At 53.3% G+C, this 19239-nt stretch carries 16 protein-coding genes; 2 read left to right on the top strand and 14 right to left on the bottom strand.

What is annotated here, in order from left to right:
* Positions 1-26 precede the first annotated feature (26 nt).
* The 14 genes from B5E67_RS01770 to mobV form a co-directional block, all read right to left on the bottom strand.
* A complete protein-coding gene (locus tag B5E67_RS01770) occupies positions 27-743 on the bottom strand; it encodes a GHKL domain-containing protein (protein ID WP_087246988.1) in 717 nt (238 codons plus the stop codon).
* 2 nt (positions 744-745) lie between these two features.
* Positions 746-1441: a LytTR family DNA-binding domain-containing protein gene (locus tag B5E67_RS01765; protein WP_087382188.1), complete on the bottom strand. Its 696-nt coding sequence runs from the start codon at positions 1439-1441 to the stop codon at positions 746-748.
* Positions 1442-1622: 181 nt separating this feature from the next.
* Complete coding sequence (locus tag B5E67_RS01760) at positions 1623-2354, bottom strand: GNAT family N-acetyltransferase (RefSeq protein WP_087382184.1); 732 nt, start codon at positions 2352-2354, stop codon at positions 1623-1625.
* 3 nt (positions 2355-2357) lie between these two features.
* Positions 2358-3089, bottom strand: coding sequence for a response regulator transcription factor (locus B5E67_RS01755; RefSeq protein ID WP_087382181.1), 732 nt, complete (start codon positions 3087-3089; stop codon positions 2358-2360).
* Positions 3082-5727: a sensor histidine kinase KdpD gene (locus B5E67_RS01750; RefSeq protein WP_087382178.1), complete on the bottom strand. Its 2646-nt coding sequence runs from the start codon at positions 5725-5727 to the stop codon at positions 3082-3084. The genes B5E67_RS01755 and B5E67_RS01750 overlap by 8 nt, the downstream gene beginning before the upstream one ends.
* Before the next feature lie 321 nt (positions 5728-6048).
* The gene (locus tag B5E67_RS01745; protein ID WP_087382175.1) at positions 6049-6243 is read right to left on the bottom strand and encodes a hypothetical protein; all 195 of its coding nucleotides are present in this window, start codon (positions 6241-6243) and stop codon (positions 6049-6051) included.
* Positions 6244-6429: 186 nt separating this feature from the next.
* The gene (gene kdpC / locus B5E67_RS01740) at positions 6430-7089 is read right to left on the bottom strand and encodes a potassium-transporting ATPase subunit KdpC (RefSeq protein ID WP_087382171.1); all 660 of its coding nucleotides are present in this window, start codon (positions 7087-7089) and stop codon (positions 6430-6432) included.
* Positions 7090-7103: 14 nt separating this feature from the next.
* On the bottom strand, positions 7104-9155 hold the full coding sequence (gene kdpB, locus B5E67_RS01735; protein WP_087382169.1) for a potassium-transporting ATPase subunit KdpB: 2052 nt from the start codon (positions 9153-9155) through the stop codon (positions 7104-7106).
* A gap of 16 nt (positions 9156-9171) precedes the next feature.
* On the bottom strand, positions 9172-10932 hold the full coding sequence (locus B5E67_RS01730; protein WP_087382167.1) for a potassium-transporting ATPase subunit KdpA: 1761 nt from the start codon (positions 10930-10932) through the stop codon (positions 9172-9174).
* A 225-nt stretch (positions 10933-11157) separates the two neighbouring features.
* The gene (locus tag B5E67_RS16015; RefSeq protein WP_275539310.1) at positions 11158-11292 is read right to left on the bottom strand and encodes a hypothetical protein; all 135 of its coding nucleotides are present in this window, start codon (positions 11290-11292) and stop codon (positions 11158-11160) included.
* Between the two features lie 213 nt (positions 11293-11505).
* Positions 11506-13476 carry a DUF4118 domain-containing protein gene (locus B5E67_RS01720; RefSeq protein WP_242956706.1) on the bottom strand — a complete coding sequence of 657 codons (1971 nt, stop codon included), beginning with the start codon at positions 13474-13476 and terminating at the stop codon, positions 11506-11508.
* Between the two features lie 465 nt (positions 13477-13941).
* Positions 13942-15645 carry a recombinase family protein gene (locus tag B5E67_RS01715; RefSeq protein ID WP_087382160.1) on the bottom strand — a complete coding sequence of 568 codons (1704 nt, stop codon included), beginning with the start codon at positions 15643-15645 and terminating at the stop codon, positions 13942-13944.
* Between the two features lie 267 nt (positions 15646-15912).
* The gene (locus B5E67_RS15565; RefSeq protein ID WP_158098835.1) at positions 15913-16074 is read right to left on the bottom strand and encodes a hypothetical protein; all 162 of its coding nucleotides are present in this window, start codon (positions 16072-16074) and stop codon (positions 15913-15915) included.
* Between the two features lie 5 nt (positions 16075-16079).
* Complete coding sequence (gene mobV / locus B5E67_RS01710) at positions 16080-17063, bottom strand: MobV family relaxase (RefSeq protein WP_087382157.1); 984 nt, start codon at positions 17061-17063, stop codon at positions 16080-16082.
* Between the two features lie 196 nt (positions 17064-17259).
* Between mobV and B5E67_RS01705 the strand changes: the two genes are divergently transcribed.
* A complete protein-coding gene (locus tag B5E67_RS01705) occupies positions 17260-17937 on the top strand; it encodes a helix-turn-helix domain-containing protein (RefSeq protein ID WP_087382154.1) in 678 nt (225 codons plus the stop codon).
* Positions 17934-18836 carry an IS3 family transposase gene (locus B5E67_RS01700; RefSeq protein ID WP_143405367.1) on the top strand — a complete coding sequence of 301 codons (903 nt, stop codon included), beginning with the start codon at positions 17934-17936 and terminating at the stop codon, positions 18834-18836. Before B5E67_RS01705 ends, B5E67_RS01700 begins: the two co-directional genes overlap by 4 nt.
* Positions 18837-19239: the final 403 nt, after the last annotated feature.

The raw sequence follows: 19239 nt of genomic DNA, 5'->3' as shown, positions 1-19239 counted from the left end.
TATAACAAAAGACCCGCCGAAGCGGGTCACTTGGGGGACGAACTGTCGTTTTTGGGGGACGAATTGCAATCCAGCGGCAGCAGGATCTCGGTAGAGAAGGCGCCGTCCTCGCTGTTGCGGCTCAGATATCCGCCCATCCGCTCCACAACGGCATCCATCCGCACCAGCCCGAAGCCATGGCCGGCTTCCTGTTTGGTGGTGGCAAAAAGGCCGCCCAGCTTCTTCTGCTTTTTCCCGGCGGTGAAATTGGTAAAGGAGATGTAGAGCTGATTGCCTTTGGTGTCCATATACACCCGGATCAGCCGCTGTTCCGGGGGCAGGGGGAGACTGGCCTCGATGGCATTATCAAACAGATTGCCCAGAATGACGCACAGGTCGATTTCCGAGATGGGCAGGGCATAGGGAATATGAGCGTCAGCGTGCACCTGGATGTCCTTGGACTTGGCCAGAGAGATTTTGCTGTTCAGGATGGCGTCCGCCATGGCGTTGCCGGTCTTGATGACGGTATCCACCGTGTTCAGGTCGGTGTCCAGCAGGTCCAGGTAGTTTTTTATGGCCTCCCAGTCCCCGGCGGCCGCATAGGCCTTCATGGTCTGGATGTGGTTGCGGTAGTCGTGCCGCCAGCCCCGCATCTGATGGTACATATTGTTGACCTCGGCGTAATGGGTCTCCAGCAGTTCCCGCTGATAGGCTTCCACCTGGCGGTTCATCCGCCTCTGAAAGAATTTGGACAGGAAAGACATATTCAGCACCTCTCAATGATGGCGCGGTTGATCTTGTCATAGTAGCCGCGGGGCAGGGGAATGCGTGCGCCGTCCTGCAAAATGGCTTCCTGCCGCGTCACCCTCTGCACAAAGTGGAGATTGACGATATAGGAGCGCCCCAGCTGAAAGAACCGCTCGTCCAGCTCCTCTGCCAGCTTGGCCAGAGTGCTTTTGAGGGTGTAGTCCTGCCCGGCGTGGATGGTGACATAATTTTGCTGCACCTCAAGATAGCGGATATCCCGCAGAGCCACCCGGACCATTTCGCCCTCCAGTTTCAGGAACAGGGCCCGCTCCTCCACTTGCAGCCGCTGGGCGGCCCGGTCCAGGACGTCCATCAGCTTTTCTTCCCGGACCGGCTTCATTAAATAGTGGAGGGCCGATACTTCATACCCTTCGGCGATGTAGTCGGAATAGCCGGTGATAAAGACGATCTGGACCGGGTCTTTGGCCTGGCGCAGCCGCTTGGCCAGGGAAACTCCGTCCATTTCGCCCATTTCCACATCCAGAAGAAGGATGTCGTACTGTTTGTCCTCCGCATAGTGAAACAAAAAGTTCTCAGCGGAGGAGAAGGTCTGCGTCTGGATTTCTGCGCCGCGGGCCGCAGCCCAGCGCTGCACTATGACGAGAATCAACTGGATATCTTCCGGCGTATCGTCACAAAGCGCAATGTGATACATGAAACCATTCCTTTCTTTGAGTAAAGCGGCCGTGTTTTATTGTAACAGCTTTGCAGCCCCGGCGCAAGAGAAAGCGCCGCCGGCAGCCCGGAAAACGGGGGTGTTTATGAGCCATTCTTTCGCTGAATCAGCAAAAAAGCCTGACCCCTTTGCAGAGGTCAGGCAATTTGAAATGGCGTTTTCAGTCCAGTTTGAGAGTGCTGAAATCGGTGCAGAGGTATTCGTAGACGGTGTCGGTGGTCTGGAATCCCATCCGGGCATACATGTCTTTGGGGGTGTCCTCCGGGTCAGCGTGGAGGTAGAGGACATTGCCTTCACGGCGGGCGGTTTCGGCAAGGTATTTGATCAATGTGGTGGCGATGTACCGATGGCGGTAGTCTTCATCCACCACCAGGCTGTCCATGCAGGTGTATCCGCCAGCAGAATAAGTATAGCAGGAGCCCACCAGCTTGCCGCCCAGATAGGCCCCATGGTAGGTCAGCTTTTCCCGGAGACGCCGGTTGTTCCGCACAGTGAAATCCTCCCCGTACAGGGGGCCGTAATATTTCAGCTCGTGCTGTTCCAGCTGGGCAAAGTCCGGCGCCTGGATGGTGATGTCGGGATTGACCTTCCAGGAAGAAAAATCCACATCCCCGGGCAGAACCATGGTCAGGGTTTCTTCCTGCTCCATTCCAAAGGTGTGTTCCAGAGGCTCGTAGCCTTCCAGCTTGATAAAGGAATCTCCGCGGGCCTTTTGATAGGCCAGGGCTCTTTGGAATTCTTCCAGAGAGGGCTGGCCCGAATAGATAAAGGAATTGTGATCGTACTTGTCCCGAAGTTGGTTGTCCTCGTGCTTGGTGAGATGCTCGGAAAATACCGTAGGGACAGAAAATAAAAGCGAAAATGCGCTGTCTGTATTTCTCGTTTGAATCATGGTTTAGTTTTCTCCGTTGTCGGTTTTTTCGCAGGGCTCGACTTTCATCATGCGGTATCCGACGCCAATGTGCGTCTGGATGTATTGGGGGGAACCCGGCTCTTTTTCCAGCTTCTTGCGCAGGGTGGCCATAAATACACGCAGCGAAGCCACATCGTTGTCCCAGCTTCTTCCCCAGATCTGCTGTGTGATATAGGTGTGGGTCAGGACTTTCCCTACATTTTTGCACAGCAGACAGAGCAGCTTATATTCGCTGGGGGTCAAGTGAAGCTCCTGCCCATCCAGAAAGGCGCAGCCCGCCGCATAGTCCACCTTTAACTTGCCGTTGGTAAAGACGGACTCAGTGTTGGCGGACCCAACCTGCAGGGCAGCCAGCCGCCGCTGGGTTACCCGCAGCCTTGCGAGCAGTTCTTCCACAGAAAAGGGCTTGGTCAGATAATCATCCGCGCCGGCGTCCAGCGCCTCGATTTTGTCGGTGTCCTCGCTCCGGGCGCTGATGACAATGATGGGCACATTGGACCAGGAACGCACTTTGTGAATCACTTCCACGCCGTCCATATCCGGCAGGCCCAGGTCCAGCAGAATGATTTCAGGGTTGTGGGAGGAGGCCTCCAGAACCGCGGACTCTCCGTTCGCCGCAGTCAAAAAACGGTACTCGTGGGCTTTTAAGGTTGTGGTAATCAGGTTGCGGACGGGTGTGTCGTCCTCAACCACCAGAATCAAAGGTTTATTCATGCAGTTCTACCTCCCCGGCTGGCACAGAAAATGTAAAGACGGATCCATGGGGCAGGTGATCGGCCACGGTGATTTCTCCTCCATGTGCGTTGACGATGGATTTGCACAGTGCCAGGCCCAGTCCCATGCTGCGTCGGCTGTCCGCGATTTGATTGGATACCGTATAAAACATGTCGAAGATATGCGGCTTGGCCTGGTCGGGAATGCCAGGCCCGTTGTCTGCAACCGAAATGTAAATAAAACTCCCTTTGCGCTCCCATCCAATGTCGATGTCGGATCCCGCCGGCGTGTACTTGATGGCGTTATCGATGATGTTGATGAGAACCTGAACTATCAGCTTGGCATCGATTTGCGCCAAAAGGTATTCATCGCTGTTTTGCACATGCAGGTGATATTCTGCACTTTTCCGGTTGATGTGGCGCAGCGCTTCCGCGACGACTTCGTCCATCAGTTCGGTGGATACATGCAGATTCATCCGCCCTTCTTCCAGCCGGCTGACAGACAGCAGATTTTCCACCAGATTGATGAGCCACATGGCGTCGTCGTAAATGTCGGTGTACATCTGCTTTTTGGTCTTGGCGTCAAACAGATCCCCGTTGGAGAGCAGGTTGCTGGCGTTTCCGGAGATCGAAGTAAGCGGGGTGCGCAGGTCGTGCGAAATGGACCGAAGCAAATTGGCGCGGAGCTGTTCGTTTTTGGCCAGAACCGCAGCCGCTTCTTTTTCCTCCAGGTTCTTTTGGTTTTCAAGGGCCAGCGCACATTCGCCCAGAACCGAGAGGAGAACACTGGTCTCAAAGGAATCCAGCGGTTTGTCCGAGGCGGCAATGCCCACCACCCCATAGACCCGATCTCCTTTTCGAACCGACAGATAGGTGCAGCGGGCGTCGGAAAGGGTTTCGGTTCCCGCGCCGGCCCTTTTGTTGTTGGTCACCACCCATTGCGCCACCTCGCGTTCCTTTTCCGAGGTGTAACAATCGGACGAAGCGGTGTCGTCCACAAGGAAGATGTCCGGCGCTGTAAGGTTCTCTTCTTTGATGCGATATACGATGATGTCGCGCTGGAAGATCTTTAGCAGCTGTTTTGCTGTGACCGAGAGAATTTCCTCCTGCGTCCGGGCCTTCTGGAGATTCTGGTTGGTTTCAAAGAGGAGCTTTGTGCGCCATGCAACCTGGGCCGACCGCTTGGCGTGGGATTTCAGCTTGGAGGCCAGTGAGCCGGTAAGCAGGGAAGCCAGGAACATCACAAGAAAGGTGACCGGGTAACCGCTGTCATAGGCGTGCAGGGAAAATCTGGGGTCGGTGAAAAAGAAATTGAAGGTGAGCACGCTGAAAATGGATGCAAAAAAGCTGCAGATGGAGCTCTTTGTGGATACGGAAACCAGCATGACGCCCAAAATATAAAGGGTGATGATATTGGCGTCGGTGAAGCCCAGATGATAGAACAAAAAGCCGATGAGGGTGGCCGAGACAAGGATCAGCCCGCTTTTGAGCAGGTCCAGAAGGGACAAGGGCGGCAGATGCATAATCTCCCGATGCCGGGTGGCGAACAAATGGTTCATTCCATTGTCGGGAATAATGTGGATATCCAGCTCCGGCGTGAGCTCAATCAGCCGGTCGGTTAGGGATGCTTTGCGGAACAAGGGCCGGGAAGGGAAGCCGCTGCGGCCCAGCACAATTTTCGTGACCCCTGACAAATGGGAAAATTCGGAGATTTGATAGGCCACATCATCGCCGTATACGGTCTCAACGGATGCGCCCAGCTGCTGCGCCAGATGTATGTTGGCGCGCAGGCGCTCTTTGTCCGGCGGAGACATCCACTGAAAGTCCTTTGTTTCCACAAACAGCGCGGTAAACTCACATTTGAAAGCGCAGGCCATCCGCGCGGCGGTGCGGATGATTTTCTCGTTGGACGGAGCAGAGGAGAGGCACACCAGAATATGTTCGTGGGAACGATATCCCGTCCCGTTTTGCCCCGCCTGGGTGTACAGAGCGGCCCGGTCTGCGCAGCGGCGCAGGCCAATTTCCCGAAGCGCGCTCAACTGGGAGAGGGAATAGCCGGAAAGCAGCTGGCCCTTTTTGTGCTCCAGCAGACGCTGCTGGAGCCTTTCCGGGTCCATGTCGATGAATTCCACCCGTGATGCCCGGTCAAATACATGGTCGGGGATGCGTTCGGAGATGGAAGAGCCCAGAATGGAGACAACGGTGTCCTGGATGCTTTCAATGTGCTGCACGTCCAGCGTCGTATAGACGTCGATGCCCGCGATCAGCAGTTCCTCGATATCCTGGTAGCGCTTCCGGTGGCGGGATTCGCCCCGGTTGGTGTGGGACAGGTCATCGATCAGGATCAGCTGCGGCAGCCTTTGGATGCAGGCGTCCAGATCGATTTCGGATTCTGTGCGCCCGTCCTGGGTGACGGTCTTGCAGCGCACCATTTCAAAACCTTCGGCCCCTGCTTGAACAGACGGCCATGCATCGCAGGACAGCAGGCCGATCACCACGTCCCGCCCTTCCTGCTTTGCTGTTCTGGCGGCTTCCAGCATGGCGTGGGTTTTTCCGGTGCCGGAAAAATAGCTGGCAAAAATGGTGAGTTTGCCGGGTGCTTTGACTGTGACTCGATCGGATAATGTGGGGGCATCCATGGTCCCGCCCTCCTTTCGCTCCGGTGTATTATAACACACTTTTAAGCGGATTGCCTAAAGAGTTGGCGAATTCATTTCGATTTCAAGGCAGGAAATCGATGTTATGCCGGACGACCTGCGTTCTGTTCGCCGGATTTCGGCCGCGTCTTCCTACCTTCTTTATAGCCTCATTATCCATGTCTCATCTAAAGGGGGCGTTAATCTGTTAAGGCAGACATTAAGATGGCATTAAGACTGGGAACTACCGCTGGGCTGCGGCTGCTTGGGGGATGGGCTGCCAGGGAGTACCTCAATTCCGGCCTGAATGCTTTCTTGAACCAATCACATCCAGCCGAACAGGAACGCCAGGGACAGGGCAGCAGCGGTGGTGCATACACAAACCGCGGCCATTGTGAAAAGGGGCAGTCCAATATAGATCAGGAACAGCTTAAACCCCTGGTGCCAGAGCAGGAAATTTTCAATCCGGGCGTCCATCCGGCTTTCACAACAAGAGATGCGTTTTATACGTGTGAACATATCGATCTCCTCCTTACGGCTCTATCATAGCGCACAGGGACTAAAACTGGAGAAAAGATTGCCGGGATGGGATTAAAACCAAATAAAAGGCCGCCGGCCCGCCTGATGTACAGGAGAGCCGGTGACCTTTTTGCATCACAGGATATGGTTTGTGCGCTATGCCGGGAAATCCGCAGGGGAGGGGGATTACGCAAGGCCCATTGCTTTGGCAATGTCCAGATTTACGCCGAGAACGTTTACGGTTTCTTCGCCAAAAATACCCAGCAGTTTTCCCTCTGTGTTGTCCTCCACAATCTGCTCCAGTTCCTCCTCGCTCAGGCCGGAAGCGGCCGCCAGAGCAGGAATCTGAATGCGGGCCGCCGCGGGCGTGATATGGGGGTCCAGACCAGAGCCGGAAGCGGTCATCAGGTCGGCGGGAATGTCCTCCCGTTTCACGTCCGGGTTGGCCTCCAGGAAGGCCTCGATGTCAGCCTCGACCCGCTGGGTCAATGCGGGATTGGAGGGCGCGTAGTTGTTGGAACCGGAACCAATCCCGGCGAACGGGGTGCCGTCACTGTAGTACCGGTTGCCCTGTTCGTCCTGGTAGTAGGTGTTGTAGTGGTAAGCGGAAGGGCGCCCTTTCATGAAATAGGGCTTGGTGAACTCCTGGCCCACATGGGCGGACCCCACCGCCTGGCCGTAGGAATAGACCAGACTGCCATTGGCCTGGCTGGGAAAGAGGACCGCAGAAATCCCGCTGAGCAGGACCGGAAACACAAAGCCGCAGAGCAGCAGCAAGATCAATGTCACCGTCAGAGACTGGCGCAGACCATGAAAAAATGCGTTCTTATGAGTTGCTTCGTTCATAGTAAGGAACCTCCTCAGATGCCCAGTGTGGTCAGGACAGGGGCAATCATGGTGTCGATGATTTTGATGCCGATAAAGGGGGTGACCACACCGCCCAGACCGTAGATCATCATGTTCCGGGCCAGCATTTTGCCGGAAGACATGGGGCGGTACTTGACGCCCTTCATGGCCAGAGGAATCAGGCAGGGAATGATGATTGCATTGAAAATCAGGGCCGACAGGATGGCGCTGTTCTGGGTGCTCAGGTGCATGATGTTCAGGACGCCCAGCTGGGGAATGGCCGCCATAAACATGGCGGGAATGATCGCGAAATACTTTGCGATGTCGTTTGCAATGGAGAAGGTGGTGAGGGAGCCGCGGGTGATGAGCAGCTGCTTGCCGATCTCCACCACTTCCAGAATCTTGGTGGGGTCAGAGTCCAGATCCACCATGTTGGCGGCTTCCTTGGCCGCAGTGGTGCCGGAATTCATGGCCAGGCCCACGTTGGCCTGGGCAAGGGCGGGGGCGTCGTTGGTGCCGTCGCCGGTCATGGCAACGATTTTGCCCTCGGCCTGCTCTTTTTTGATGACGCGGATCTTGTCCTCGGGCTTGCACTCGGCAATAAAACCGTCCACCCCGGCTTCCTTTGCAATGGTGGCTGCGGTCAGGGGATTGTCGCCGGTGCACATGATGGTTTTGATGCCGATGGCGCGCAGACGCTCAAAACGCTCTGCCATGCCGGGCTTGACGGTGTCTTTCAGGTAAATAACGCCCAGAATCTGGTTGTTCTGGCACACGACCAGGGGCGTGCCGCCCAGAGAAGAAACCTTTTCTACATGGGTGCGCAGGTCAGCAGGGACTTTTCCGCCCTGCGCCGTAATATACTGCTCGATGGCGTCCGAAGCGCCCTTGCGGACCCGGGTGCCGTCGGGCAGGTCCACGCCGCTCATGCGGGTCTGGGCGGTGAACTCTACAAAGGAAGAACCGGGAATCTCCTGGCTGTTGTCTCCCAGACGGCGAGCCAGCTCCAGCGTGGATTTTCCCTCGGGGGTCTCGTCGTGAAGACTGGTCAGAGCTGCACAGCGAATCAGCTCGCTGCGGCTTGCCCCCTCCACGGGGAAGAAGTCGGCAGCCAGACGGTTGCCAAAGGTGATGGTGCCCGTTTTGTCCAGAATCATGGTGTCCACGTCGCCACAGGCCTCCACGGCCTTGCCGGACATGGCGATCACATTGAACCGGGTGACGCGGTCCATACCGGCGATGCCGATGGCGGACAGCAGGCCGCCGATGGTGGTGGGAATCAGACAAACCATCAGGGCGATCAGGGTGGACAGCGGCAGCTGAACCCCGCAATACATTCCGATGGGGTACAGGGTGACAATGACAATCAGGAAGATGATGGTCAGGGAGACCAGAAGGGTGCTCAAGGCGATTTCGTTGGGGGTCTTTTTCCGGGAAGCGCCTTCCACCAGGGCGATCATGCGGTCCAGAAAGCTGTTGCCGGGATCGGAAGTGATCCGGATTTTCAGCCAGTCGGACACCACCGTGGTGCCGCCGGTCACCGAGCAGAAGTCGCCGCCGCTCTCACGGACGACGGGGGCGGATTCGCCGGTGATGGCCGACTCATCCACCGAGGCAATGCCCTCGACGACCTCGCCGTCGCCGGGAATGACCTCTCCGGCCGATACCATCAGGATATCGCCCTTTTTCAGTTCGCTGGAGGAAACCAGGGTCTCGCTGCCGTCCGGACACAGCAGATGAGCTTGGGTGTCCTTCTGGGTCTTTTTCAGGCTGGCGGCCTGGGCTTTGCCCCGGCCCTCCGCCACGGATTCTGCAAAATTGGCGAACAGTACTGTAATCAGCAGAATGACGGAAACAATCAAGTTGTAAGTACGCAGGCCGGTATCGCCCTCGCCGAACAGCCCCGGCATGATGGTCAGCAGCAGCGTAATGAAGAAGCCGGTTTCCACGACGAACATCACCGGATTTTTGATCATATACCGGGGATCCAGCTTTTTAACCGAGCCGATGAGCGCCTGCTTGAGGATTTCACCGGTCAGCAGCTTTTTGTTTTGTTTCTTGCTCATATTACCAAGATCCTCCTTAGCCCCAGAGGGTCAAATGCTCGGCAATGGGGCCCAGAGCCAGCGCCGGGAAGAAGGTCAGCGCGGCAAAGATATACACCACGAACACAAGAATCACGGCAAAGCTCACCGTGCTGGTTTGCAGCGTGCCGGCAGACTCGTTGATATAGTTTTTCTTCATCAGGGAGCCTGCGATGGCCAGTTGAATCACGATGGGCAGATACCGCCCCAGGAACATGACGATGCCGGTGGTGATGTTCCAGAAATAGGTGTTGTCCGCCAGCCCTTCAAAGCCGGAGCCGTTGTTCGCCGCAGAGGATGCGTATTCATATAGAATCTGGCTCAGGCCGTGGAAACCGGGATTGGTGACGCCGGCCTGCCCGGCGGATGTCGCCACCGCCAGGGCGGTGAAGGACAGGATCAGCAGGGGATGGATGATGATGGCCAGTGCCGTCAGCTTCATTTCACGCCCCTCGATCTTTTTGCCGAGATACTCGGGGGTGCGGCCCACCATCAGCCCGCAAATGAACACTGCCAGGATGGCGTACAGAATCATGTTCATGAGGCCCACGCCCTTGCCGCCAAAGACACAGTTGAGCATCATGTGCAGCATGGGCACCATGCCGCCCAGCGACGTCAGGGTGTCGTGCATGTTGTTGACGGTGCCTGTGGTGAAGGAGGTGGTTACGGTGGTGAACAGAGCAGACTGAGCGATGCCGAAGCGGACTTCCTTGCCCTCCATGCTGCCTGCGGACTGGCTGAGGCCGATCTCCGCCAGAGCCGGATTGCCCTGCAGCTCGGACCAGTAGCAAAGACTCAGGCCAGCTAGGAACAAGATTCCCATGGCCAAAAAGATGCTGCGGCCTTCTTTTCCAAACAGCCGGGCGGTGAGGCCCTCCGGATGGGCAGGCAGCATATTTTCCTGGGCCGGGGTCTTCTGATGCTGGAGACATCCGTCGCCCACCATCTTGCCAAAGGTAATGACGCAGGCGCCGGGCAGCAGCATCATGGAATACAGCTCGATCAGGTTGGACAGGATGGTGGGGTTCTCCATGGGGGTGGCGGAGTTGGCGCCAAAGAAGCCGCCGCCGTTGGTGCCCAGGTGCTTGATGATTTCAAGCGCCGCCACCGGCCCCATTCCCAGAACCTGATATGTGCCCTCCAGGGTTTGCACCACGACGTTCTCCGAGAAGTTTTGCGGCACGCCCTGCCATACCAGCAGTAGCCCGCCCACCAGGGAGAAGGGAAGCAGCACGCGGGTGGTGATGCGAACCATGTCGGCAAAGAAGTTGCCTACGTGATCCTTGGTCTTGCCGGCCAGGCCGCGGATGAATGCGACACAGGCGGCATAGCCGCTGGCCGCAGAAACAAACATCATAAAGATGATGACCAGCATCTGGGAGAGGTAGCTCAGGCCGCTTTCGCCGGAGTAGTGCTGCAGGTTGGTGTTGGTCATAAAACTGATGATGGTGTTAAAGGCCAGATCCGACTTCATGCCTTGCATCCCGTTGGGATTCAGAAGGGGGATGCTCTGGATGCGGAGAATCACATAGCCAATGGCCATCATCACCGCGTTGGTGCCCAGCAGGGCCAGGGCGTACTGCTTCCAGTTCATGCCCTTTTGGGGGTCCACGCCGCCCAGCTTGTAAATGGCCCCGTCGACCCGATCCATGACGGGGTCGGCGAAGGTGTGTTTTCCTGCGGCGATATGATAGAGATACCGCCCCACTGGAATAACAAGGATCAAATAAATGATCAATGTCAGGACCAGCTGTACCATACAAAAACCTCCTATACGGTGTCCTGGATCTTAAAACCGATCCGGATGCGCCAGGGCGTATACCAGATACCCGCCCAGCAGCAGAACAATTATTCCAAGCAAAATCATGGGGATCAACTCCTGTGCTTTCTTATTCTTCCGATTCGACATGCCGCTGGCACCAGTTCGCCAGCAGCCTGACAACGCCAAAGCCGGCCAGAATGATTCCGATCATCAAGCAATCCATCATCCCCGGTGCTCCTTTCGCTGATAGAAACCGTGCCATGTTGCATACGCCATTTTTCCGACAAAGATCGTCAGCGCAAACATTCCGGTGGTGAAGCCAATTATAGCTATACGAAGCAGCATATAGTCTGCCATAAGCTCGTTCTCCTTTCAAAATGGGTGAATCCGCAAGACATACAACATTTGTCTTGCGTCCATAGAATACCGCAATTTGTAGTAAGGAGGGATTAAGGAAGAAACCGAGACATTAACGGGAGATTAAGATTTCTTCATCCCTTCCGGCGGGGAGCGGACTCGCTCCCTGTGAGGCAACCAGAGCAGAAATGCCGTCTTGCAGTCGCTTTTTGGTCAGGGCGCGGCTTTGCTGCGCTCTTCCTGCAGGCGAATGCGTTCCTGGCTTAGGCCGCACTCGTTTAAAATGGCAATCATAAGATTCTTTTCAAAGGCGTCGGGGATGGAGTAACCTGCAACGGGGACAGCCACAATTCCCATGACGCCCTGCGTCCCTCTGACCGAGAGAAAAAGCCATTTGGAGTCCGGCAGGGTGCTGGTGGTGGCGCCGGCGTATTTGTTGTTCTTTTGCACCCACTTGGCCACGCCCATTTCTTCGGTGCCCAGTTCGGCCAAGACGTCCTGCGCATCGGACGGCTCCACCCGAAAGGCCAAATCCCGCTCGGGCTGGCTTAACGCGTAGAGGATGGGACGGTCAAAAAGCCGGTTCAGCTGTTCGGCAGTCAGGCGAAGACAATCCCATTCGGTGCGCCCTTTTTGCAGCTTTTGGCTGCTTTCCAGGAGCAGCTCGGTGTAATAGCTCTTTTGCGCGGCCATGCGGGCCTGCGCTTTGACCCGGCTGGCCAGAGAACTGGCAATGATGCTGGAGGAAAGCATAATCAGGAAGGTGACCGGATAGTTGGGATCGTTGGCGCGGAAGGTAAAACGAGGCTCTGTAAAGAGAAAATTGAAGGCGGCAACACTTAAAAGGGAACCCATTGCCCCGTAAAAGTGACCGTTTGTCGATACCGCTGTGATCAGGACGCCCAAAATGTATACAGTGATGATGTTGGATTCACTGAAACCGGCATGGTAGAATGCAAACCCGGCCATCGAGGAAAGCACCAGGGCCGCCAGTGTAATGCAGGCGTCTTTCCATGTGAAGCGTGATTTGGGAATATGGAGCTTTCCGAGGGGCTTTTTGTAGAGCGGCTGGTGATCCGGAATAATGTAAATGTCCAAATCCGTCAGTTCAATCAGCCGGTCCGCCAGGCTCTTTTTCCCGGTCACAGGGTTTTGCTTGTGGTTCATCCGGCCCATCACAATTTTGGTCACGCCGCTGACGCGGGCATATTCCGCAATTTGTACGGCCGGGTCGGTTCCATAGACGGTGGAGATCTGCGCGCCAAGCTGTTCCGCCAGATGCAGATTGCTGCGCAGGCGTTTTAAGTTGTCGCCGGACAATTCGTTTGTCTCTGGCGTCTGGACAAACAGAGCAGTGAATCCACTGTGGAAGGCTTCCGCCATGCGTGCAGCGGTTCGGATTACTTTCGCATTGGATGGCGAAGAAGAGAGACAAATTAAAATGTGCTCCCCGGCTTTGGCGCTCTTTTCCTTGCCTTCCTGCACGGCGGTCCGGTTTAGCTGGTCCGCCGTGCGCCGCATGGCGATTTCACGCAGGGCGGCCAGATTTTCTGAGGTGAAAAAGTTTTGGAGAGCCTGTTTTGCCTGGCGCTCCCGGTACACTTTTCCGGTCTGGAGGCGCTTCACCAGCTCATCCGGTTCAATGTCCACCAGTTCGACCTGATTGGCCCGGTCAAAAACGCGATCCGGGATTCGCTCATGGACCGCAATGCCCGTAATGGAGGACACCAGGTCGTTCAGCGACTCCAAATGCTGTACGTTGACCGTGGTGTAGACATTGATTCCGGCCTGGAGCAGTTCTTCCACATCCTGATATCGCTTTGTGTGCCGGCATCCCTGGGCATTGTTGTGGGCCAATTCGTCCACCAGAATAAGCTGGGGTCTCCGTTGGAGCGCCCGGTCCAGATCAAATTCTTTCAGCTTGATTCCTCGGTAATCCATCTCCCTGCAAGGCAAAATCTCCAGCCCATTCAAAAGGGCGAGCGTGTCTGGCCTGGCATGCTGTTCCACATAGCCTACCACCACATCAAGACCCTCTTTTTGAGCCTGGTGGGCTGCCTGCAGCATGGCGTAGGTCTTGCCGACACCCGCCGCATAGCCAAAAAAGATTTTCAGCTTTCCGGTGGGAAGGGGGCTTTTCTTATCCGGACAGAAATCTGACATCGTTTGAGGTGTATTCTCCATATCCATCTTCTCCTGCAATATCGGTATGTGAGATTCATAGTGAGCCACTGATATCGTATCATGCAAAACACTATCAAAGAATAAAAGAGTTTCGATGCGTGTTAAGATAAAATTAAGATCCAAATCAATATCCCCGGCGGGTGCAGGGAATACGATTTGGATCCTATGCAGACAACAGAATTTTTTGTGATATGAGGCGACAGGAGAAGATGGGGAACACCGAACACTTTTGTGGAAGGATTCATTTTGGGAGCAGCCTGATAAAGCTGACCGCTCAAGTACAAGGCGTTCTACTGGATGCAAATTTTAAAAGAGAGTGATTATACACCCAATCCGCCAATAAGAAACGCCGGACATGCTCCGTTATGAAGCATGCCCGGCGTCTTGCCTGAGGGTTTGAAGATATTTGAAAAGATTTTAGCGTTTTCAGGATGGGTTTTTCCATGGTTGGGACAATCCTGCACATTACATGTGGACTGTTTTGGGAGTAAATGAACCTTTGGAAAGTTGTATTACCGTCTCATGCATCGATTTTCCGTCCCAATCCAACATATCCACTTCTTGGTCATTAAAGAAGACTGGAATCCGAAAATCAATGCGTTTCAATATCCGGCCATCCGCCTGCTGCTCGGGGAAAATTTCGACGCGTTTGATAAAGCTCTTCATGAACTCTTTTCTCTCAGCATCTGTAAATTCATCGTAGAGCTGATCGAAACAGACAAGATACTGGTAGATGTTATCGCGGCGGATTTTTTGGCTTCGGACGTTTAGGATTCTGGCCTGGAGTTCGTCGATGGATTTTTCTATGGCTGACATCTCATCGTAAAGGCGATCCTGACGGTCCTGGAGATCCTGGCTCTTACGCTCATAATGTGGATCGTCAAAATTCAAGTGGTCAATCTGATCTCCAATATGATTCTTGGCCCCGTTCAGCTGCCGGAGCTTTTTCCGGAGTGCATCCAGCTGCTGCTCCAACTCCCGGGTATCAATGGACTGACCGATTTTGTTCTGGATGGCATTTGAGAATTTGGGGTTGTGAATCAGATTCTGGATTACGGTCACCACTGCATCGTTGATGAAATCTTGACTCCATTGCTTGCTGTAGGTGCACGAATGACCATCGACTTCTTTGCGGTGCTTGCACTGGTAATAGAAATAGTCCCGATACGACTTCCCGTCCGGACCGCGCTTTCGATTGACGTTGCCATACATTCCAGCGCCGCAGACGGGGCAGCAGAGAAGACCAGAAAGAATGTGTTCATGCTCCAGGCTGTGGGTCTTTTCTTTCTTGCCGCCATTGTTTTCCCGTTTCTGTTTTGCCAGGTGCCAATCGGCTTCTGAAACGATGGGCTCGTGGATACCATCGTAGAGCATATATTTTTCCTGCTTCACAATATGGTATTGGTTCCGTGTGCCCTGACGCTTTTCGTTGTGCCGACGTCCGTAAGCCAATTTGCCGCAGTAGATCGGGTTTTCCAGGACACCTCTTACAAAGGCGGCAGAGAAGCTATCCAGTGTGTTGTTCTGACGCTTTTTCTTTTTGTAACCATGGGAATTCAGCCAGATGGCGATTTTGGATACGCCCATCGTGGTGTGAACGTATTTGTCATAAATGATGCGGATTACTTCGGCCTCATCTTCGGCGATTGAGAGCTCGCCGTTTTCCAGCTTGTACCCATAGGGTGCAAAACCGCCGTTCCAGCGTCCCTCGCGGGCTTTCTGCTTGCGGCCCTCCATGGTCTGCACGAGAATGTTCTCACGCTCGATCTCGGCGACCGCAGATAAAACGGAAATCATCAATTTACCGCTGTCTTTGGAGCTGTCGATTCCATCTTCCACGCAGATCAGGTTGACGCCGCAATCCTGCATTTTTTGCAGATAGGTAAGAACGTCTGCGGCGTTGCGGCCAAAACGGGACAATTTAAAAACAAGAACAAAGGAAACCTGGTCTTTGAGCGATTCAATGTCTTGGATCATTTTCAGAAACTCCGGGCGGCCTTCGACACTCTTGCCGGATTTGCCCTCATCTGAATATTCGCTGACAACCACCATGTCCTGGAACTCTGCATACCGCCTGAGTTTCTCTTTTTGGGCATCCAGGCTGTATCCATCCACCTGCATGGCTGTGGAGACTCTGGTGTAGATATAGCATTTGGGGTGAGTTTTCATGATAGTACCTCTCGCAATCGTAGTGGTGAATCTGAATAGGGGAGGGGTGACGTGTTATTTCTAGTGGAAATGATTTGAATTTGGGATAAATTTTATAGATTCATAGTTTCAAGAGTGAAAATTACAGTCAAAATAACTGTCCCAACTTTATTTTACTATAATCCCAACTGTGCCGTCAATAGCAAAATCGAGATTTTTGCCGAACAGACGATAAAAATAAAGATGTGGGAGGCCACTGGGATGAATAGGTGACCTCCCACATACATTTTAGGCGGCTATCTGATTTGCCTCACCATCAGCAGGAGCCATCTTATTAGAATACTCATGTTCAGGTTCATCAGGGAACTTGACCCGGTCGCCGTATTTTTCAATCATACGGGCGAGGAAGTCCATGCACTGATCGAAATACATTTCTTGTTCTCTATTCATAACAGTTATCTTCCTCCCCGCTTCTTTGATAAGGTGTCCAGGTCTCGGTTGGCGTAGGAATCTATAACTTCCGGCGGAATTCGCTCCAATACGGCGAGGGCCTCCTGATACTCCCGCTGGAGCTTGGTATCCTCCAACTTCTTCAGAACGCTCCCATGGTTTGCTTCCTCCAGGGACTCCGAGAGCTTTTGGTTTTTCTTCTTGAGCTTCTCATTCTCGGCCTTGGTACTGGTGAAGGCCATACTGTACTTTTTGAGCTGAGTTCTCATTTTCTCCACGGCCGGGATATAACCGTCCAGCAGTTCGGAAATCTCAGCGGCCCGCTTCTTGCCGTTCAAGGGGCCGATACCGGTGAGCAGCTGGTCCAGCTTCTGGCGCTGCTGGGTGAGGTGGGTCATCTCCTTGAAGATACGAGGCGGGATGTGGTCACGGCCCGTCTGGCTTGCACTCTCGCCGCGCTCCAGGTCGGGGTATTTAGCAACCATGTGTTCCCAGAACTTGTCCTGCCACCAGGTAAGCTTCTTTTTGTTGCCTACAATCTCCTTGGCACTAAGTCGTCCGTCTGGTGTCAAGGGGACAAAAGAAAGGTGCATATGGGCTGTTTTCTCATCCATATGCACCACGGCAGAGATGATAGTTTCTCTGGATTGGTATTGCTCAAAGAAGCGGAGTGCTTCCTCAAAATACTGCCGGATTTCGGGCAGCTTCTTGCCCTTAAAGAACTCCGGCGTAGCGGTGAACAGGACTTCCACCACCCGAACGCTGTCTTTTCTGGTGCGGCATCCAGCGGCGCTGATCTGGCGCTCAGCCTCAGCCCGGTAACGCTGGGACGGCTCAATTAGGTGGAAGTTATGCTTGCTGCGGGTGAGGTCAATATCGGGGTTGCTGGCGTATTTTTCTTTTCTGCGCTCGTTATGGGCCTCGATGTTGGTGATCTCCGGCCCCTTGTATTTGGCGAAGCGCATGATGGCGTATTGTGGTTGGCTCAATGGCGGCCCTCCTTTTTGGCAATTCAATCGTATTGATGACGGGCATAGTACAGACTCCTTTCTTTTAGGTAGGTGGATGAGCTTCGATTATAAAAGTAATGCTGGACATTTTGTCCAGCACCAACTGAACCAAAATCAAGTTACCACTTTGATATGCTCCCTATAACAGAGACACTGAAATAGGGAAAGGGTTAAAATGAGCAAACGAAAAGAGATTGATCCAGAGTTTAGAATCTGGCTCATTGAGGAATGCCTTGCAGGACGAATGCGAGGACGGGAGGCTGCCAGACGAGCAGGAGTTTCTTCCACTGCAATGCGAAAGTGGATCAGCTTGTACAAAATGGATGGGCCTGCAGCATTTGCATCTTCGAATGCCAAGAGGACTTATAGCGAGGAAATCAAGAAAAAAGTCGTAAAGGATTATCTGAATGGGAAAGGCAGCCTCCAAAAGCTCTGCGAAAAATACCATCTTCGTAGTCCTGACTTGGTCAATCAATGGGTAAAGTCGTATAATGGTCATAAAGATTCCAAGAAAGACTCAGGAGGTTTCTTTATGACAAAACGAAAATCTACGATTGATGAGCGTCTTGCTGCCGTAAAAGAATATACAGAAGCCGGAAAGCCTTACGAACAAATCGCAAGAGAAAGAGGATTCTCTTATCGGCAGGTCTATGAGTGGGTACGAAAATACCGTAAATTTGGGATAGCAGGTCTGGAAGACCGGCGTGGAGAGCGGAAGATCTCTCAAACGCCTCGTTCCAAGGAAGAAGAACTTGAAAAGCGTATCGCAGAACTGGAGCATGAGAACCATCTGCTGAAACTGGAATGTGAACTGCGAAAAAAAGTGGAAGAACTGGAAAGGGGGAATCGCTGAGACAGTTTCATCTGGAACGGCAGTACGAAGCTATTCACATCTGCACGGCAGACAATCTTGGTTCCGTTCGGGAAGCCTGCCGCTGCTTGTCGGTGTCTCCTTCTGCCTATTACAAATGGAAGTCGGGAAATTCCAGCCAGAGGTTTCAGGAAAACAAGCATATTGCTTCGCTGATCGAAAAAATTCACATGGACAGCCCGGATAAAGGGTATCGCCGGATCCACGATGATCTGGAACGCTTTCACAATGTCCACAGCAACGACAAACGCATTCTGCGAATCTGCCGCAGTCTTGGAATCCAGTCAACCGTTAAGTTTCATCCGGTAGGCTGCACTAGACATGCGAGGACACCACAGCATTACTCTGAAAACATTTTGAACCGGGAATTTCATGCAGAAAAGCCAAACGAAAAGTGGCTGACAGATGTGACGGAATTCAAGTATTACGAAGGTCCCAGAGTTAAGAAAGTTTATCTGAGCGCCATCCTTGACTTATATGACAGACGTATTGTTTCCTTTGTGATTCGGGATACAAACGACAACAAACTTGTGTTCGACACTTTTGCAAAGGCAGTCCAGAACAATCCTGATGCGCATCCTATCTTCCACAGTGACCGTGGATTTCAGTATACCAACCGATACTTCTACCAGCGGTTGGTCAATGCTGGCATGATACAAAGTATGTCTCGTGTTGGCCGCTGCATTGACAATGGCCCTATGGAAGGATTTTGGGGCATCTTGAAGCGAGAGCGTTATTATGGAAAGCGTTTCACGAATCGTACTGGACTGGTGAAAATGATTCGCAGTTATATCCATTATTACAATACGAAACGTCTCCAGCGTAACCTTGGCGTTTTGACACCGATGGAAAAGCATGACCTTTATTTGAAGGCAGCTTGAGATGATTTTTGTTGATTTATTTCGTTGTCCTCTTGACGGGGTGCACACCATTTTGACCACTTGATTACAAGGATCGGACCAAAGCAGATGCACTTCCGAAAAGGTTATACAATAAAAAGAATGTGGACATTTTGTCCACACCTACTTCAGACCGTTAAAGATTCCTTGCGAGAAGAGGTGGCACTGGACATTTTGTCCAGTGCCATCAAAACCGAGTTGTCGCCGTGACAACTCGGACAAACCTGTGTGGTTGTGGACAAAATGTCCACAACCACTTTAGTGTCGTAAAGGATTCGTGTATATGGTGCGTTTTAGGGTTTTCGCTATGTACGTGCGTACAGAACTTGTACATACGTACATAGCAAAAAGGCCGAGTTTCCTCTTATATAGGTTTTTGGCCGTT

This window comes from Faecalibacterium sp. An122 (assembly GCF_002160895.1).
Classification (GTDB): Bacteria; Bacillota; Clostridia; order Oscillospirales; family Ruminococcaceae; genus Faecalibacterium.
This window is presented reverse-complemented; position numbering and strand designations above follow the sequence as displayed.

Coding starts and splice junctions, on each gene's coding strand:
- B5E67_RS01770 (WP_087246988.1), bottom strand. CDS start 743: ATGTCTTTCCTGTCCAAATTCTTTCAGAGGCGGATGAACCGCCAGGTG.
- B5E67_RS01765 (WP_087382188.1), bottom strand. CDS start 1,441: ATGTATCACATTGCGCTTTGTGACGATACGCCGGAAGATATCCAGTTG.
- B5E67_RS01760 (WP_087382184.1), bottom strand. CDS start 2,354: ATGATTCAAACGAGAAATACAGACAGCGCATTTTCGCTTTTATTTTCT.
- B5E67_RS01755 (WP_087382181.1), bottom strand. CDS start 3,089: ATGAATAAACCTTTGATTCTGGTGGTTGAGGACGACACACCCGTCCGC.
- B5E67_RS01750 (WP_087382178.1), bottom strand. CDS start 5,727: ATGGATGCCCCCACATTATCCGATCGAGTCACAGTCAAAGCACCCGGC.
- B5E67_RS01745 (WP_087382175.1), bottom strand. CDS start 6,243: ATGTTCACACGTATAAAACGCATCTCTTGTTGTGAAAGCCGGATGGAC.
- kdpC (WP_087382171.1), bottom strand. CDS start 7,089: ATGAACGAAGCAACTCATAAGAACGCATTTTTTCATGGTCTGCGCCAG.
- kdpB (WP_087382169.1), bottom strand. CDS start 9,155: ATGAGCAAGAAACAAAACAAAAAGCTGCTGACCGGTGAAATCCTCAAG.
- B5E67_RS01730 (WP_087382167.1), bottom strand. CDS start 10,932: ATGGTACAGCTGGTCCTGACATTGATCATTTATTTGATCCTTGTTATT.
- B5E67_RS16015 (WP_275539310.1), bottom strand. CDS start 11,292: ATGGCAGACTATATGCTGCTTCGTATAGCTATAATTGGCTTCACCACC.
- B5E67_RS01720 (WP_242956706.1), bottom strand. CDS start 13,476: ATGGAGAATACACCTCAAACGATGTCAGATTTCTGTCCGGATAAGAAA.
- B5E67_RS01715 (WP_087382160.1), bottom strand. CDS start 15,645: ATGAAAACTCACCCCAAATGCTATATCTACACCAGAGTCTCCACAGCC.
- B5E67_RS15565 (WP_158098835.1), bottom strand. CDS start 16,074: ATGAATAGAGAACAAGAAATGTATTTCGATCAGTGCATGGACTTCCTC.
- B5E67_RS01705 (WP_087382154.1), top strand. CDS start 17,260: ATGAGCAAACGAAAAGAGATTGATCCAGAGTTTAGAATCTGGCTCATT.